We start from the raw sequence: 15,162 nt of genomic DNA on the forward strand, positions 1-15,162 counted from the left end.
CGAACTTCCTCCAAACGCGGTGATGTCCCGCTAGACCGCCACGGCCGCCCCGTGATGTCGGGTCAGGGCCACAACCAGGCGCGGCGGGCGTTCCAGTCCATCGGGGCGCCTTCCGTGGCTTGACGGAAACCTCAACGCGCGTCTCATGGCCGGTGGGTTCGCGCCGGAGCGTCCGGCTCCAAGCTCTTCAGATAGGTAATGAGAGCCTCGATCTCGTGAGGCTCGAAGACCCATTGCGGCATCGGCTCATGCCCAACGACGATGCCTTCAGCGAGGGCCTCGCCAAGCTGCTCGACCGGATAGCGGCGGTGAAGGTCACGCAGCCGAGGGGCCTTAGGCAATCGGCTTTCGTCCGAGGGTCCCACGGCGTGACATCCGCCGCAATCGCGCTTGGCGATGGCCTCTCCCAGGGCGAGGGATTCGCGCGGCAGGGGATCGACGATCCTGGTCGGCGGCCGGCCGGCGCCGGTCGCCGCCACGGCCAGGGCGATGATCAAGGTCAGGCCCCACGCTCTGGCGCGCATCTCGGTCTCTCCAATGTGTCACAGCCACCCTTGGTAGTGCGAACGGCCGTCTCCGGTTTGATCCTTGTCAACACGGTGGTGATGCGCCGCGCCAGGACCAGCCTCCAGTCACGCGGTGTTCGCCGTAAGCAAGGCCCGCCGGGTACGGCGGTGCACGAAGCGCCCGCCCAGTCGCCCCCCAAAAGACGCCGAGAGCCCGGCGACCAGGAACCGCGGACGCAGATCCTCGTCGCTCATGCATGCGAACCGCGCGTCGAACGGTTGGCCGGAACCGGCTTGATCGGCGCGGCCGCCTCGAAGAAGGACGGAGGCAAGCCGGCTTGACGCGCCGCCATGATGAAGCCGATGCGGCAACCCAGGGCGTCGATATTGCTGTCCTGGACATCGGCCCAGGCTTCGAACTTCGCCGCGCCCTCGGCGCCGGTCCTCAAGGCCTCCGCCAGCCGTCCGTGGCTGTTGCCCTCCACCACATAGAGATATTGGCAACGCGCCAGGGCCTGGCTGAAGGCGGCGCGCTCGAAGTCCGCCGCGGCTTGGGGCGGTCGCAGCGCCAGCAGGCTCAGGCCCGCTCGGCGGCAGGCGTCGCGGGCGGCCAAGGCGCGTCGCGCCGCCGCCGGCGCCTGTCCCGGCGCGGGTGGCGCGGAATCGACCTTGGCCACCGCTCGGTCGCAGGGCTTCAGGGTCGCGTCGAGCCGCCTCCAGAGCGTGCGGGTCTGGTCGATCAAGGCCGCACTCGGTGCGGGACGCATGGGCGGCGACGAGGGCGCGGCGACGAACGGGGCGGACAACGGCAAGCGAAACACCCGTTGGGCGGGCCAGGCCAGCGCCGCGACCAGCCCTAGCAGCAGCGCGGGGACCCAGAGCTTGCGTCTGGCGCGCGCCCTTTTGGTCGCGTCCGACATGGCGCTGGAGAAGGACGATTTTCCAGCGGCGCGGACCGCGGGCGACCGATCGGCGAAGACCTCGCTCATGGCCTGGCCCGCCGACGCGCCTCCAGGGCCAGCGGCAGGGCCGCCAGATCCAGCGCCACCGCCAGGGCGGCTTCGAGGCTACGCCAATCGGGCGTGGCGTTGGCGGCCAGGATCACCAGGGCCAGCGGACCGCTGAGCGAAAGCAGCACGCGCCCTCGCGCGCGCCATCCCGCGGTCGTCGCCGGACGGCCGACGCCCAGCAGCGCCAAGGCCTGCACCGCGGCGACGCCCAGCACCAGCAGGGTGAGGCTCTGACCGTTCGGCGCATCGAAGACGGCGAGCATGGCGCCCAGAACCCCGGTTGCGCCGCCCCAGGCGAGCAGGGACCAGAAGGCGCCGGTCGGTCGGGCCGCGACAAGGCCGGCGACGGCCCCCAACATCAGGCAGGCCTGCAGCAGCGACGCCGAAGCGCCGCCGGCCAGCGGGGCGACCAGCGCCAAGGCCGAAAGGATCCAGCGCGGCTCGAGGCGCGACCGCGGCGCCGATCGTCTCTTGGCCTGTCGCGCCAGGTGATCCAGGGGGCGCCGATAGGCATGTCCACGCGGATAGGTCATCGGAAGATCTCCTTGGACCCCGGCGCTAGCGCGCGCTCGGCGGCTGCAGGACCGGCTCGTGATAGGGCTGACGGAATTGTCGCAGCTGACAGCTGGCCAGCGACGCCACGGCCACAACGACCACGGCGGCGACCGCCATGGTCCGAAGTCCCAGGAACGGGCGGCGGATCATCGCGCGATCCTCCGGTCCCAAGCCCTTGGCGACCTGCGCATGGTCGGCCCTTCGCCGGCGGCGGCCTGCACCGACACAGCGCCCAAGGTCAGGACGAAGGTCGCGAAGGCGACGACGTTCAGGATGACGAAGGCCAGTTGAAGAACGGTCATGTCGCGAACCTCCTGTTCGTGGTCTGATGATTTCGAGCTTGGGCGCCGTTGGTCTTGATCCTGCTCAACCGTGCAACAACTTCACCGCGGCGAGCGATCGACGCCACGGCCCCTGGCCTATCGCGGCGGTGTCCGGGGCCGAGGATCGAGGCTTCGCAGATAGGCCTTCAGCTGGGCGACTTCGTCATCGTCGAGTTCGACCATCGGCATGCGCGGATGGTGGTCCGGAGACCCCTCCTCCGGCTTGCGGCTGGGCGCCAGCATGCCTTCGGTCAGAATCTCGTCGAGGCCGCCTGGCGGGTAGCGTCGATACAGGGTCGCGAACGGCGGCGCCTCGGCCAGCGGGCTGGGCCTGGCGTCCACGGCGTGGCAGACGCCGCAGTTGCGCTGGGCGATCCCCCGCCCGCCAAGCGCCTGCGAGGACGGCCCTGGCGTCGCGGACTCGGGGGAAGCCTGAACCGCCGCCACCAGGCCCAAGGCCAGGGTGGCGAAAAGCACCGCGCCGATCGTCCTGTCGCCCTTCACGGCCGATCCTCGAAGTCGAGCACCACCCGCCCCTCGATCTCGCCGCGCGCCATACGGTCGAAGACGCTGTTGATGTTGTCCAGCCCCTCGGCGTGGACCGTGGCCCGCACCCGGCCGTCGGCGGCGAACGCCAGGGCCTCCTGAAGGTCCAGCCGCGTGCCGACGATGGAGCCGCGCACGGTGATCCCGCGCAACACCGTGTCGAAGATCGACAGCGGGAAATCCCCCGGCGGCAGGCCGTTGAGCGACACCGTGCCGCCCCGCCGGACCATGCCCAGGGCCTGGGAGAACGCGATGGGCGACACGGCGGTGACCAGGACGCCCTGGGCGCCGCCGATCTCCTTCTGCAGATAGGGGCCAGGATCGGTCCCCTTGGCGTTGACCGTGATGTCGGCGCCCAGGGTGCGGGCCAAACGCAGCTTGTCCTCGTCAATATCGACGGCGGCGACCTTGAACCCCATGGCCTTGGCGTATTGCACGGCCATGTGGCCCAGCCCGCCAATGCCGGAAATCGCCACCCAGTCGCCGGGCTTGGCGTCGGTGACCTTCAGGCCCTTGTAGACGGTGACGCCGGCGCAGAGGATCGGCGCCACCTCCAGGAAGCTCAGATTGGCCGGCAGATGGCCGAGATAGTCGGCGTCGGCCAGCACGTATTCGGCGAAGCCGCCGTTGACCGAGTAGCCGGTGTTCTGCTGCGCCTCGCAGAGGGTCTCCCAGCCGCCCAGGCAGTGGGTGCAATGCCCGCAGGCCGTGTGCAGCCAGGGCACGCCGACCCGGTCGCCTTCCTTGACGTGCTCGACGCCCTTGCCGACCTGGACCACCGTGCCGACGCCCTCGTGGCCCGGAATGAGCGGCAGGCTGGGCTTAATGGGCCAGTCGCCGTGGGCGGCGTGCAGGTCGGTGTGGCAGACCCCGCAGGCGGCGATCTTGACCAGCACCTGACCACGTCCGGGCTTGGGCCGCGCGACCTCTTCCACCACCAGCGCCTGGCCAAAGGCTCGAACGACGGCGGCCTTCATGGTCTTGTCCATGGTGTCTCTCCAGGTGATGGCGGGGGCGTTTCCCGGAAGGAAAGGGTCGCCTGACCATCGCGGTTTGATACCGCCGCCGGAGGCGCCTGGCAGTTGGGAGTAATACGTAGGCGTCAGCGCCCGGCCACGGCGCGCTCGACCGCGTCGACGAGGGCGGCCTCGACCATGGGCTTCTCGACGACGCGGCTATAGCCCGCCGCCAGGGCCTGATCGATCAGATGCGCCGAAGGAAACGCGGTGATCAGCAGCGCCTTGCCCTGCCATCCCAAGTCTCGCAACCGCCTCAGGATCAACAGGCCGTCGATCTCGGGCATGCGGTAGTCGGCGACCAGGCACACCGCGCCGAGCGCCGTGGGATCGGCCAACAGCGCCAGGCCCGAGGCATAGGCGCGGACCTCGAAGCCTCGTCCGCGCAGGAGCAGTTGCAGCGAACGGCGCACGCCGGGATCGTCTTCGACCAGCAACACCCGCGCGCGGGCTTCGGGTTTGATGGGAAGCGCTTGCGTCATGTCCGCCTGCTTGCCGCGACCAGGAGGGGTCGCGACGTGAACATCCCATGACAGGCCGAGGCGGTCGTTACGTAGAGCCCCTTAGGCCTCGTCCTGCAAACCGGCGGCGAAGGCCAGGCGCAGCGCCTCGGAGAGGCTCTTGACCTGCAGCTTGGCCATCAGGTTGGCGCGATGGACCTCGACCGTGCGCGGCGAGATGCCCAGGTCGAAGGCGATGGTCTTGTTGGGAAGGCCCTGGGCCATGCCCCTGAGGACATCCTGCTCGCGGCCGGTCAGGGCGGCGATGGCGACCGCCGCGTCGGCCGCCCGCGCGGCGCGGGCCTGGACATCGTCCAGCCGCTCGAAGGCCGCGGCGATGGCGGTCAGCAGCACGGCCTTCTCGAAGGGCTTCTCGATGAAGTCGACCGCCCCGCCCTTCATGGCGCGCACCGCCACGGTGATGTCGCCGTGTCCGGTCAGGACCACGACCGGCATGGCGATGCCGCGCTCGGCCATGACCTGCTGGACCTCCAGCCCGTCCATGCCCGGCATGCGCACGTCCAGCAGCACGCAGCCCGGCTCGGCGTCCTTGGCGGCCTGCAGAAAGGCGTCTCCCGAAGCGTAGGTCGAGACCGCATAGCCCGAGGTCTTGAGCATGAACCCGGCCGAGCGACGGATCGCCTCTTCGTCATCGACGATATGGATCATCCGTCTAGCGCTCATGGATGGTCTCCTTGTCGACCTTGACCAATGTGAAATGGAACTGCGAGCCGCCGTCTGGCCCTGGCTCATGCCAGATGCGGCCACCATTGGCCTCGACGATCGTGCGGCAGATCGACAGCCCCAGCCCCATGCCCTCGGTCTTGGTGCTGACAAACGCCGTGAACAGCTGCCCGGCGATGCTCGGCGCGACGCCGGGCCCGTTGTCGGCGATCGTCACGCGCACCAGTCCATCGCCCTGGTCGCGCGTGCGAAGCCAGAGCCTGGGCTGTTCGGCGCCGCCCATCGCCTCGACCGCGTTGCGCGCCAGGTTGATCACCACCTGCTGGATCTGCACCCGATCGATCAAGACGGGCGTGGCCTTCGCATCGAGATCGAACACCGGATCGAGCCCCTGGTCGCGGGCTCCCATCAGGCCCAGGGCGGCGGCTTCGTGAATGACGGACGGCAGGTCCTCGACGCTCTTTTCGACCTCGCCCCGGGCGACGAAATCGCGCAATCGGCGGACGATATGGCCCGCCCGCATCGCCTCGCCGGCCGCATCGTCGAGGGCCTCGCGGATCATCGGCAGGTCGTCGGGATCCGGCTGGGTCAGGAGGTCGCGCACCGCCTCGACATAGTTGGCGACGGCGGTGATCGGCTGGTTCAGCTCGTGGGCCAGGGTCGAGGCCATGGTCCCCATGCCGCTGACCCGGGCGATATGGATCAGCTCGGCCTGGAGTTCCTCGAGCCGGGCCTGGGTGCGTTGGCGATCGGTCAGGTCACGGACAAAACCGGTGAACACCCGCGGGCCGTGGCCGATGGCCTCGCCGACCGACAGCTCCATCGGAAAGGTCGTGCCGTCCTTGCGCAGGCCGACGACGACGCGCCCCATGCCGATGACCTTGCGTTCGCCGGTGTCGAGATAGCGCTGGATATAGGCGTCATGGCGCTCGCGATCGGGTGACGGCATCAGGCGGCGAACGTTCTCGCCCAGCACCTCGGCCTCCTGAAAGCCGAACAGGCGCTCGGCGGCGGCGCTGAACGACAGGATCTTGCCCCGCTCATCGATGACCACCATGGCGTCGGGGACGGTGGACAGGATCGAACGTAGATGCTCCGCGCCGGCGTCCAGGGCCCGCTCGCTGGCCCGTTGGTCGGTGACGTCGCGCACGACCTTGCCAAAACCCCGCAAGGCGCCGGCCGGGTCATGGAGCGCCGTGATCGAGACATGGGCCAGAAATTCCGAGCCGTCCTTGCGCAGGATCCAGGCCTCGTCCTCGATCTTGCCTTCGGCCTGGGCCCTGGCGAGGTCGGCCTGCGGCTTGCCCGCCTGCCGGGTGTCCTGCGGATAGAAGGTCGCGACGTCCTGGCCGACGGCTTCGGCCTCGCTCCAGCCCATAAGCCTTTGCCCGCCGGCGTTCCAGATCAGCACCCGCCCTTCGGGATCGAGCATGCAGATCGCGTACTCGGTCGCCCCGTCGATCAGCAGGTTGAATTCGCTGGCGAGATCTTCGGCCTGCCGAGCCCTGGCCGCGGCGCCCTGCTCGCTGGAAGCCGACCGCTGGCGCAGCCGTCCGATTTCCGCCCCCACCAGAATTATGCCCGTCGCCGCCAACAGGAAGGTCAGCGCCTCCGCCGCCGCCAGGGCGTCCAACGGGTCGCGACCGCTGAAGGCGAAACCGGCGACGAGGCCCAGAAAGGTCGCGCCCAGCCCGGCGCCCCTGCCGCCGAACACCGCGGCGACAGCAATGGGCGCGGTGAAGAGCAGATAGGCGGCATGATCCCCCAGCCAGGGGGCCAAGAGCCAGCGTATCCCGACAGCAAGAACGAAGGCCGCCAGAGCGGCGCCGTAACCCCTTATCTGGTCCTGCTGGAGGGCCGAGCCCGACGCCATGCTGTCTTCACCTTCCCCGTGGTCGTGGCTGTCCGCCCCGGGGCCAGACCACGGTCGATCATGCCTCCTCACGTCGCGGCTTACAAACCGGTTCGGCAAGGCTTGGGCAGCAGGCTGCATGCGGGATTCTACGGATGGCGCGCAAGGGCCCCGGCGCGTTCTTTGCCCGCCGACGGCCCCGTCCGGCGGGCCTTGACGCTCGAGGCCGCCATGTCGCTCTTCAATCTCGCTCCTCTGCTCTCTCCCGCCTCGGTGGCGGTGATCGGCGGCTCAGATCGCCTGGGCTCCGTGGGGCAGGTGGTCGTCGAAAACCTGTTGTCCGGCGGCTTCGCCGGTGCGGTGTATCTGGTCAATCCGCGCCCGGTGTCGATGGTCGGCACAACCTGGTCGGCGACCATCGCCGGCCTGCCCGAGCCGCCCGAACTGGCCGTGGTGGCGATCCCGGCCGCCGGCGTTCCCCAGGTGATCGCCGACCTCGGCGCGGCCGGGACCAAGGTCGCCGTTGTTCTGTCCGCGGGGATCACCGAAGCCAACGGCCTGCGCCAGGCCATGCTGGAGGCCGCCAAACCCTTTGGTCTGAGGATCGTCGGGCCCAACGGCCTGGGCCTTCTGGTCCCCCGCGCCCATCTCAACGCCTCCTTCGCCCGCGGCGCCCCCGCCCCCGGGGGCCTTGCCCTGATCTCCCAGAGCGGCGCCCTGGTGAGCGGCGTGATCGACTGGGCCAACACCCGCCAGCTGGGCTTTTCCGGGATCGTCTCGGTGGGCGACATGGCCGAGGTCGACCTGGGCGACCTGATCGACCTCTTCGCCGCCGATCCCCACACCGAGGCCATCCTGCTCTATGTCGAGGGCGTCACCAACGCGGCCAAGTTCATGTCCGCGGCCCGCGCGGCCGCGCGCATCAAGCCGGTGATCGCCTTGAAGGCCGGGCGCAACGCCGCCAGCGGCAAGGCCGTGCGCTCCCACACCGGCGCCCTGGCCGGCGCCTACGACGTCCACGCCTGCGCCTTCGAGCGGGCGGGCGTCGTCCAGGTCGAGACCCTGACCGACCTCTTCGACGCCGCCGCGGTGTTGCGCGCCGGGCGAAGCCTGGCCGGCGACCGCCTGGCCATCGTCACCAACGGCGGCGGAGCCGGCATCCTGGCGCTGGACGCCATGGCGACGGGGGGCGGCGTTCTCGCCGAACTTGAACCGCAAACCTTGGCGCGCCTGAACGCCGCCCTCCCCGCCGGCTGGTCGCACGGTGATCCCGTGGACCTGATGGGCGACGCGCCCGCCGAGCGCTATGGCCTGACGCTCGATGCGGTGCTGGCGGACGGCGGGGTCGACGCGGTCCTGGTCATGAACTGTCCCACCGCCTTGTCCAAGCCGGGCGACATCGCGCGGGGCGTGGCCGCCGGCGTCGTGGCGGCTCGCGGACGCGGCGTGCGCAAGCCGGTGATCGCCTGCTGGCTGGGCGACGCCAACCAGGACGCCGCCGGGCCGATCCTCAGCGCCGCCGGCATTCCGATGTTTGGAACCCCCGACGCCGCCGCGCGGGCCTTCGGCCATCTCCTCGCCGCCCGCCGCGCCAAGGGCAGCCTGATGGCCGCGCCTACTGGCCACGACGAGCGCGTCCGCGACCGCGCCGCCGCCAGGGCGCTGATCCAGGCCGCGCGAGCGGAGGGCCGAACCCTGCTCAACGAAATCGAGGCCAAGGCGCTGCTGAAGGCCTACGGCGTCGCCACCGTCCCGACCCGCCTGGCCCCCACCGCCCAGGACGTCGCCGGGATCTGCGTGGATCTCGCCCCGCCCTACGCCGTCAAGATCGTCTCACCGCAGATCAGCCATAAGTCCGACGTCGGCGGCGTCGCCCTCGATCTCCAAAACGCCGGGGCGGCCAGCGCCGCCGCCGCGGCCATGGCCGCGCGCATAGCCCAGACCCTCCCCGAGGCCGTGATCACGGGGTTCGCGGTGGAGACCATGATCCCGCCGGGCCACGCCCACGAACTCATCGTCGGCCTGGCCCAGGACGCCACCTTCGGTCCGGTGCTGATGGTCGGAGCCGGCGGCAAGGCGGTCGAGGTGCTCAAGGATCGCGCCCTGGGCCTGCCGCCCCTCGACGGCGACCTGGCGCGGGCGATGATCGCCAAGACCCGGATATCGCGCTTGCTGGCCGGCTATCGTGACGAACCCCAAGCCGACATCGCCGGGGTGGTCGCCGCCCTGGAGGCGCTCTCGGCGATCGCCGTCGACCTGCCCGACATCGCGGAGCTGGACATCAACCCCTTGCGCGTCGACGCCTACGGCGTCCTGGCGCTCGACGCCCGCATCGTGATCACCCAGGACGCCAGCCCCGCCTCGCGCCTGGTCATCCAGCCCGTGCCCATGGAATGGGCCGCCGACCTGCGGACCCGAAGCGGCCTGGCCTTCCACGTTCGACCGGTGCGTCCCGACGACACCCCGGCCGTCGCCGCCTTCTTCGCGCGGCTCGACACCGAAGACCTGCGACTGCGGTTTCTGTCGCCCCTGCGCACCGTGGATGCCGACCGGCTGGCCTTGATGACCCAGGTCGACTACCGGCGCACCATGACCTTCCTGGCCTTTGAGGCCGGTGGCCGGACGGTCATCGCCACCGCCATGCTTGTATCTGGCGCCGATCCCGAGCGCGCCGAGGTGGCCGTCACGGTGCGCAGCGACCTGAAGGGCCACGGCCTGGGCTGGACCCTGCTCAACCACGTTCTGGCCTATGCGCGCGCCCGGGGCGTCAGGATCGTCCATTCACTGGAAAGCGCCGACCATGTCGCCGCCCTTCAGCTCGAGCGCGACATGGGCTTCACCGCCCGGATCTGCCCGGACGACACCAGCCTGCGGATCGTCGAACGTCGGATCGACGCCAGCGTCGACGCCTAGGTCCGATCCGAGACCGCCCGCAAGTTCGCCATGACCGGCGGCGAGCCGTCCCAGGCGGCCATCGCCGAGCAGGTGACGTCGACGCCGCGGACATTGTCGGGAACGGCGAGCACCGAAGCAACGAGCCTGGGCGGGCGGCGGCATCGTAGTCCGGTCGTGGTAGCGACTACGTAAACATCCCAATGGGCGGTCCGGCGCCGTTCACCTATCCCTGAGGTCGACCGCTCAAGGAGACGTTTGATGTCCATGCCGGCTTTTCTGCGAGATTGCGCCGACGTTACTGACCCGCGCGCTCAGGCGGTTTCGCCCGTCGAGATCTTCAGCGCGATCGGCGTTGGCATGAACTTCTCCTCTGGCGAGGAAATCTACGCCCAGGATGAGCAGACCGATATGGTCTACCAGGTTCAGCGCGGCGCGGTCCGCGCCTCCCGCCTGCTCGCTGATGGCCGTCGGCAGATCGCCGGCTTCTACTATCCTGGCGACCTGTTTGGTCTGGAGACGGGCCCCACACACCGCGCCTCGGCCGAAGCCTTGTGCGACAGCAAGATCCTGGTGGCCAAACGCTCGGCTCTGAAGCACTACGGGGAGGCTGGCGAGCGTCTGGAGCGTCTGATCTGGCGCGCCACGGGTCAGGAACTGGGCCGCGCTCAGGATCATATGATGCTGCTGGCGCGCAAGAGCGCCTATGAGCGGGTGGCCGGGTTCCTATCGGGCGTGGCCGAGCGCCAGGGCGCGGCCTGGAGCGAACTGGCGATGAGCCGCCAGGACATCGCCGATCATCTGGGCCTGACCATCGAGACCGTGTCGAGAATGATCACCCAACTGCAGGCCGACGGCCTGGTGGCTCTGGAGAGCTGCCGGCGATTTCGCATAGCCGCCCCCGATCGCCTGACCGACCTGGTCGCGGCCTGAGTCAGTAGGCTAGCCCCGCGAAGTCCATAGGAGGACGTCATGGCTCAAGACCATCCCGCCACTGAGCCACCCGAGCCGCTTGGCTCTCCCGAGGCCAAGGTCAGCGCGATCCTGGCCCGCCACCATCTGATGAGCGTGGCGACGCTGCGCCCCGATGGCTGGCCGCAAGCGACCTTGGTGAACTATCTCGCCGACGGGCTGACGCTGTATTTCCTGGTGGCGCAGGACAGCCAGAAACGCGCCAATATCGCCGCCGACCCTCGGATCTCGATCGCGATCGGCGGCGACGCCGACGGTCCGCCCCAGGGCCTGTCCCTCGCCGGTCGCGCAACCCTGATCGAGGATCCGCTTTGGGTCGATGCGCTCAATCGGAAGATCTGGGGAACGCCCGAGTTCGCCCGCTTCGAGCCCCACCCCTCCGGGCACGCCGTGGCCCTGCTGCGGTTCACGCCGCAATGGGTGTCGTTGATCGACTACGCCGCGCGCCCCGGACGGATCCAACTGTTCGCCGTGCAGCCGGATTGGCGCCTCGAACCCGCCGACGCCTAGCGACCGGGCGATCGTGCGCGACGCCACGGCGCGGCCGTCGCCGCGCGTGGGCGCTGCCCCCCTGCCCGACAGAGCGCCGCCAGAGGCGTTTCAGGCATGCGCCATCCAGAGCGCGGTCGGCGGTTTGTGAAGGAGATATTCGGTGGCGCCGCCGAGCACGAAGTCGCGCAGCCGCGCGTGGCCATAGGCCCCCATCACCAGGAGATCGGCGTCGACTTGGCGGACATAGTGCTCGATGGCCGCCCCGGCGGAGCCATGGTCGGGCGCCAGCGCCTTGGCCTGGGCGGTGATCCCGTGGCTGTGCAGGTGGCGCACGACGTCCAGGCCCGTCTGGTCGTCGACCCCGGGCTTGTCACCGCTGATGGTCAACACCGTGACGGCGTCGGCCTTGGCCAGAACAGGAAGGCTGTCGGACAGGGCGCGCGCGGCGCTGGCGCCGCCGTCCCAGGCCACCACCACCCGCGCGCAGCCGCTGGTGCGCGCCTCGACGGCGGTTTCGTCCAGGATCAGGGTCGGACCGCCCGAGCCGAAGACCACGGTCCTGACCACGCCCTGCTGCTCGTCGAACCGCCCGCTCAGCGGCACGATGCAAAGATCCCGCGTCCGCGCCATCCTGGCGATGTGCTCACCGATGTCGAAAAGATGAGCCCGGTGGGTGTGGACGAGGAATTCGACCTCGGCGCGCAGGGCGCAGGCGGCGGCTTGAGCGAGCGCTTCCTGGCCCTGGCGATGGGACTTGGCCTCCTCGGCGCGGGCCAGGTCCGTCAGCCCGATCAGATAGTCGGCGACCCTGTTGCTGTGAACCGGGATCTGGATATCGACGGCCAAGGCCGTGAGCGTTGCTCCCAGGTGCCGCGCCCACCAGACGCCGCGTTCGATCACAGCCAGCGGGGTCGGCTCCGGATAGCTGTCCAGCTGGAGGAGAATATCCTTGAAAGCCATGGGAAGCTCCTTTTCGACGGCCATTTCGGACCTTGCCGCCGCCCCGGCCTTGATCTGGATCAGGTCCGCCGCATCATCCTCTGCGCCCAGGTCCAGCCCGCCGCCGCGCCGCCCGCCGCCACGCAAATCGCCACGAACCCAGCCGGCGGCGTCGCCATGCGGAAGAGGGCCGCCAAACCCGGCGTCGACAAGACCAGGAGCAGGATGGTCCCCGCGACCGCGGCGATCGTCCAGAACACCCAGCGCCGCGCATCCAGCAGCCGGCCGTCGCGCCCCGTGGCGGTGGTGACGGCCAGGGTCAGGTTGCCGACCACCAGGGCCGCGAAGGCGCCGGCCCGCGCCTGGGCGGCGGGCATCCAGGTGAGGCCCCAGAGATAGAGGGCCAGCACCACGGCCAAGATCACCGCCCCCCGCAGGGCGCCTTGGGCGATCTGCCGCGCGCCAAACAGACTGGCCCGGGGCGAGCGGGGCGGCCGTTTCATGCTGTCGCGATCGCTGGCTTCGCCTTCGAAGACCAGGGAGCAGACCGGGTCGATGACCAGTTCGAGAAACACCACCTGCACCGGAAACAGCATCGGCGGCGCGCCGAGCAGCACCGGCGCCAGGGCCAGGCCGGCGATCGGCACGTGGATGGCGGTGACGTAGGTCAGGGCGCGCCGCAGATTGTCATAGATCCGCCGGCCCAGCCGGACGCCGCCGACGATCGAGGCCAGGCTGTCGTCCAGCAGGATCAGGTCGGCGGCTTCGCGGGCCACGTCCGTGCCGCGCAGGCCCATGGCGATGCCGATATGGGCCGCCTCCAGGGCCGGTGCGTCATTGACGCCATCGCCGGTCATGGCGACGATCTCGCCGTTGGCTTTCAGGGCTTCCACCAGGGCCAGCTTCTGTTCGGGCCGCACGCGCGCGAACACGCGAACCTCCGCCAGGCGCGCGCCCAGCGCCGCCTGGTCGAGCCGGGCGATGTCCTCGCCGGTCAGGACGCCGGCCGCCACGTCGAGGCCGGCCTGGCGCGCGATGTTCAGGGCCGTGGCCGGATAGTCGCCGGTGATCATCATCACCTTGACGCCGGCCGCCCGCGCTTCGCGCACCGCAGCGGCCGCGTCGGACCGCAGCGGATCGGCGAACCCGACAAGGCCGCGGAAGCTGAAACGGGCGCCCTCGGGCTCCTCCGGCGTCTCGCCGCCCTCGACCGCCTCGGCGACGGCCAGCACGCGCAGGCCTTCGAGCGCCAGGGTTTCAAGCGCCGCACGGATGGGCGCTATCTCGTCGGGCGTCAGGCGACACAGGGCGAAGATCGCTTCCGGCGCACCCTTGGCGGCCAGCAGCAGGCTCTGGTCGGCGCGACGCCAAGCCTGGACCACGGCCAGGCGCTCTGTCCGTAGAGGCCAGACACGTTCGAGGCGCGCGTCGGCCGGCGGCCGCGCCAAGGCCGTCAGCGCGCGGTCCATCGGATCGACCGGGCGGGCGGCGCAGGCCAGGCTCGCGGTCGCCAGCAGGGGATGGGGAACGGGCGCGTCCGGCGGCGAGGGCGGGCACCGCGCGGCCCGCGTCCAGAGGGCGGCGACTGTCATGCGGTTTTCGGTCAGGGTGCCGGTCTTGTCGACGCAGAGCACGGTGGCCCCGCCAAGGGTCTCGATCACCGCCCCGCGGCGCACCAGCACGTTGTGACGGCCAAGCCGCCATGCTCCCAGGGCCAGAAAGACCGACAACACCATCGGGAACTCTTCCGGGATCATCGCGATCGCGACCGTGATGCCCGCCAGGGCGGCCTCGAGCCAGTCGCCTCGCATCAAGCCGTAGGCGACAACGACCAGGACACAGAACAGGCCGGCGGCCAGGCCGAGCCACCCGACCAGTCTTGTGAGAGCCTTCCGTAGCGGAGCCGGCGACGTCTCCAGGGTGGCTAGCGCCGCGCCGATCTTGCCGATGGCGGTTCGAGACCCCGTGGCGGTCACCTCGGCCACCCCCTGGCCCGAGACGACCAGCGTCCCCGCGAAGATCGCGCCGGACGGGCCGTCCGCCACGCCCGGCGCGCGCTGAACCGGAATGGATTCGCCCGTCAAGGCCGCCTCGTCGATGGTCAGGAGTTCTCCGTCGATCAGCTGGGCGTCGGCGGGCACGCGCTGCCCCTCCCCCACCAGCACAACATCGCCGGGCACCAGCACGCGCGATGACGCCGGGCGCTCGATCCCGCCGCGAACCAGCCGCACCATGGGCTCGGCCAGGTCGCGCAGCGCCTTGAGGGCCCGTTCGCTGCGCGCCTCCTGGAACACGACTTGGACGATGGTGGCCACCGCCGCCAAGGTCAGCAGCAGGCCTTCGGCCAGATCGCCAAGCGCCAGATAGAGGCCCGAGGCCGCCAGGAGCAGGCCGAACATCGGTTCGCGGATCGTCCCCAGCACGATTTGCCCCACCGAGCGCGTGCGCGGCGGGTCGATCTGATTGGGGCCGACGAGGGCGAGGCGACGCGCCGCCTCGTCCTCGTCCAGGCCATTGGCGCGATCCGTCACGGGCGTGTCTATGCGCCGCGGGCCCGGCGGGTCACGGCATAGGTGACGAGACTGGCCGCGGCGGCGGCGACCAGGGCCGCGCCGGCCGCGGTGGCCGCCAGGGCTTCACCGGGATGGCGTCGGATCCGTCGCTCAGCCGCTGTCTCGAGCCGATCGAGCTTGGTCTGGACATCGCCGACCAGCTCGATGGCCGCATGGCCCAGGGCCACGGCGCTCACCGAGACCGCGTCGCCGGCGTCGCGGCCCAGGTGATCGACCATGGTCCTGAGGTGTTCGGTGACGTTTTCGAAAGCGTCACGGCCGTCGCGAGCGAGCGTTTTGATCTTGCGAGCTGACATTGTCTT

Annotated in this window: 15 protein-coding genes; 3 read left to right on the forward strand and 12 right to left on the reverse strand. The window is 70.2% G+C overall.

Annotated features, from left to right (window positions below):
- Nucleotides 1-143: 143 nt before the first annotated feature.
- The 9 genes from AC07NX_RS04785 to AC07NX_RS04825 form a co-directional block, all read right to left on the reverse strand.
- Nucleotides 144-524: a c-type cytochrome gene (locus AC07NX_RS04785; protein WP_494639578.1), complete on the reverse strand. Its 381-nt coding sequence runs from the start codon at nucleotides 522-524 to the stop codon at nucleotides 144-146.
- 233 nt (nucleotides 525-757) lie between these two features.
- Complete coding sequence (locus tag AC07NX_RS04790; RefSeq protein ID WP_494639580.1) at nucleotides 758-1,495, reverse strand: hypothetical protein; 738 nt, start codon at nucleotides 1,493-1,495, stop codon at nucleotides 758-760.
- On the reverse strand, nucleotides 1,492-2,049 hold the full coding sequence (locus AC07NX_RS04795) for a hypothetical protein (protein ID WP_494639582.1): 558 nt from the start codon (nucleotides 2,047-2,049) through the stop codon (nucleotides 1,492-1,494). Before AC07NX_RS04795 ends, AC07NX_RS04790 begins: the two co-directional genes overlap by 4 nt.
- A gap of 168 nt (nucleotides 2,050-2,217) precedes the next feature.
- Nucleotides 2,218-2,373, reverse strand: coding sequence for a hypothetical protein (locus AC07NX_RS04800; protein WP_494639584.1), 156 nt, complete (start codon nucleotides 2,371-2,373; stop codon nucleotides 2,218-2,220).
- Between the two features lie 117 nt (nucleotides 2,374-2,490).
- On the reverse strand, nucleotides 2,491-2,898 hold the full coding sequence (locus AC07NX_RS04805; protein WP_494639586.1) for a c-type cytochrome: 408 nt from the start codon (nucleotides 2,896-2,898) through the stop codon (nucleotides 2,491-2,493).
- Entirely contained in the window at nucleotides 2,895-3,929 is a 1,035-nt protein-coding gene (gene adhP, locus AC07NX_RS04810) for an alcohol dehydrogenase AdhP (protein ID WP_494639587.1), read from the reverse strand. Before adhP ends, AC07NX_RS04805 begins: the two co-directional genes overlap by 4 nt.
- 113 nt (nucleotides 3,930-4,042) lie before the next feature.
- Nucleotides 4,043-4,438 carry a response regulator gene (locus AC07NX_RS04815; RefSeq protein WP_494639589.1) on the reverse strand — a complete coding sequence of 132 codons (396 nt, stop codon included), beginning with the start codon at nucleotides 4,436-4,438 and terminating at the stop codon, nucleotides 4,043-4,045.
- An 81-nt stretch (nucleotides 4,439-4,519) separates the two neighbouring features.
- Entirely contained in the window at nucleotides 4,520-5,140 is a 621-nt protein-coding gene (locus tag AC07NX_RS04820; RefSeq protein ID WP_494639591.1) for a response regulator transcription factor, read from the reverse strand.
- Nucleotides 5,130-7,013, reverse strand: coding sequence for a PAS domain S-box protein (locus AC07NX_RS04825; protein WP_494639593.1), 1,884 nt, complete (start codon nucleotides 7,011-7,013; stop codon nucleotides 5,130-5,132). The genes AC07NX_RS04820 and AC07NX_RS04825 overlap by 11 nt, the downstream gene beginning before the upstream one ends.
- A 210-nt stretch (nucleotides 7,014-7,223) precedes the next feature.
- Between AC07NX_RS04825 and AC07NX_RS04830 the strand changes: the two genes are divergently transcribed.
- The 3 genes from AC07NX_RS04830 to AC07NX_RS04840 all read left to right on the forward strand — a co-directional run bounded on the left by AC07NX_RS04830 (nucleotide 7,224) and on the right by AC07NX_RS04840 (nucleotide 11,366).
- Nucleotides 7,224-9,905, forward strand: a complete 2,682-nt coding sequence (locus AC07NX_RS04830) for a bifunctional acetate--CoA ligase family protein/GNAT family N-acetyltransferase (protein WP_494639595.1) — start codon at nucleotides 7,224-7,226, stop codon at nucleotides 9,903-9,905.
- Between the two features lie 240 nt (nucleotides 9,906-10,145).
- Nucleotides 10,146-10,817 (forward strand): helix-turn-helix domain-containing protein, encoded by a 672-nt coding sequence (locus AC07NX_RS04835; RefSeq protein ID WP_494639597.1) that lies wholly within the window; start codon nucleotides 10,146-10,148, stop codon nucleotides 10,815-10,817.
- 39 nt (nucleotides 10,818-10,856) lie between these two features.
- Nucleotides 10,857-11,366, forward strand: coding sequence for a pyridoxamine 5'-phosphate oxidase family protein (locus AC07NX_RS04840; RefSeq protein WP_494639599.1), 510 nt, complete (start codon nucleotides 10,857-10,859; stop codon nucleotides 11,364-11,366).
- A gap of 90 nt (nucleotides 11,367-11,456) precedes the next feature.
- On the opposite strand, the gene AC07NX_RS04845 is transcribed toward AC07NX_RS04840, so the two are convergent.
- From AC07NX_RS04845 to AC07NX_RS04855, 3 genes are read right to left on the reverse strand one after another with little or no spacing between them, the layout of a single operon-like run.
- The gene (locus tag AC07NX_RS04845; RefSeq protein ID WP_494639601.1) at nucleotides 11,457-12,308 is read right to left on the reverse strand and encodes a universal stress protein; all 852 of its coding nucleotides are present in this window, start codon (nucleotides 12,306-12,308) and stop codon (nucleotides 11,457-11,459) included.
- Nucleotides 12,309-12,367: 59 nt separating this feature from the next.
- On the reverse strand, nucleotides 12,368-14,818 hold the full coding sequence (locus tag AC07NX_RS04850; protein WP_494639603.1) for a cation-translocating P-type ATPase: 2,451 nt from the start codon (nucleotides 14,816-14,818) through the stop codon (nucleotides 12,368-12,370).
- An 8-nt stretch (nucleotides 14,819-14,826) separates the two neighbouring features.
- Nucleotides 14,827-15,156 (reverse strand): hypothetical protein, encoded by a 330-nt coding sequence (locus AC07NX_RS04855; protein WP_494639605.1) that lies wholly within the window; start codon nucleotides 15,154-15,156, stop codon nucleotides 14,827-14,829.
- Between the last annotated feature and the right edge of the window lie 6 nt (nucleotides 15,157-15,162).

The organism is Caulobacter sp. GW821-FHT09A05, from assembly GCF_059418465.1.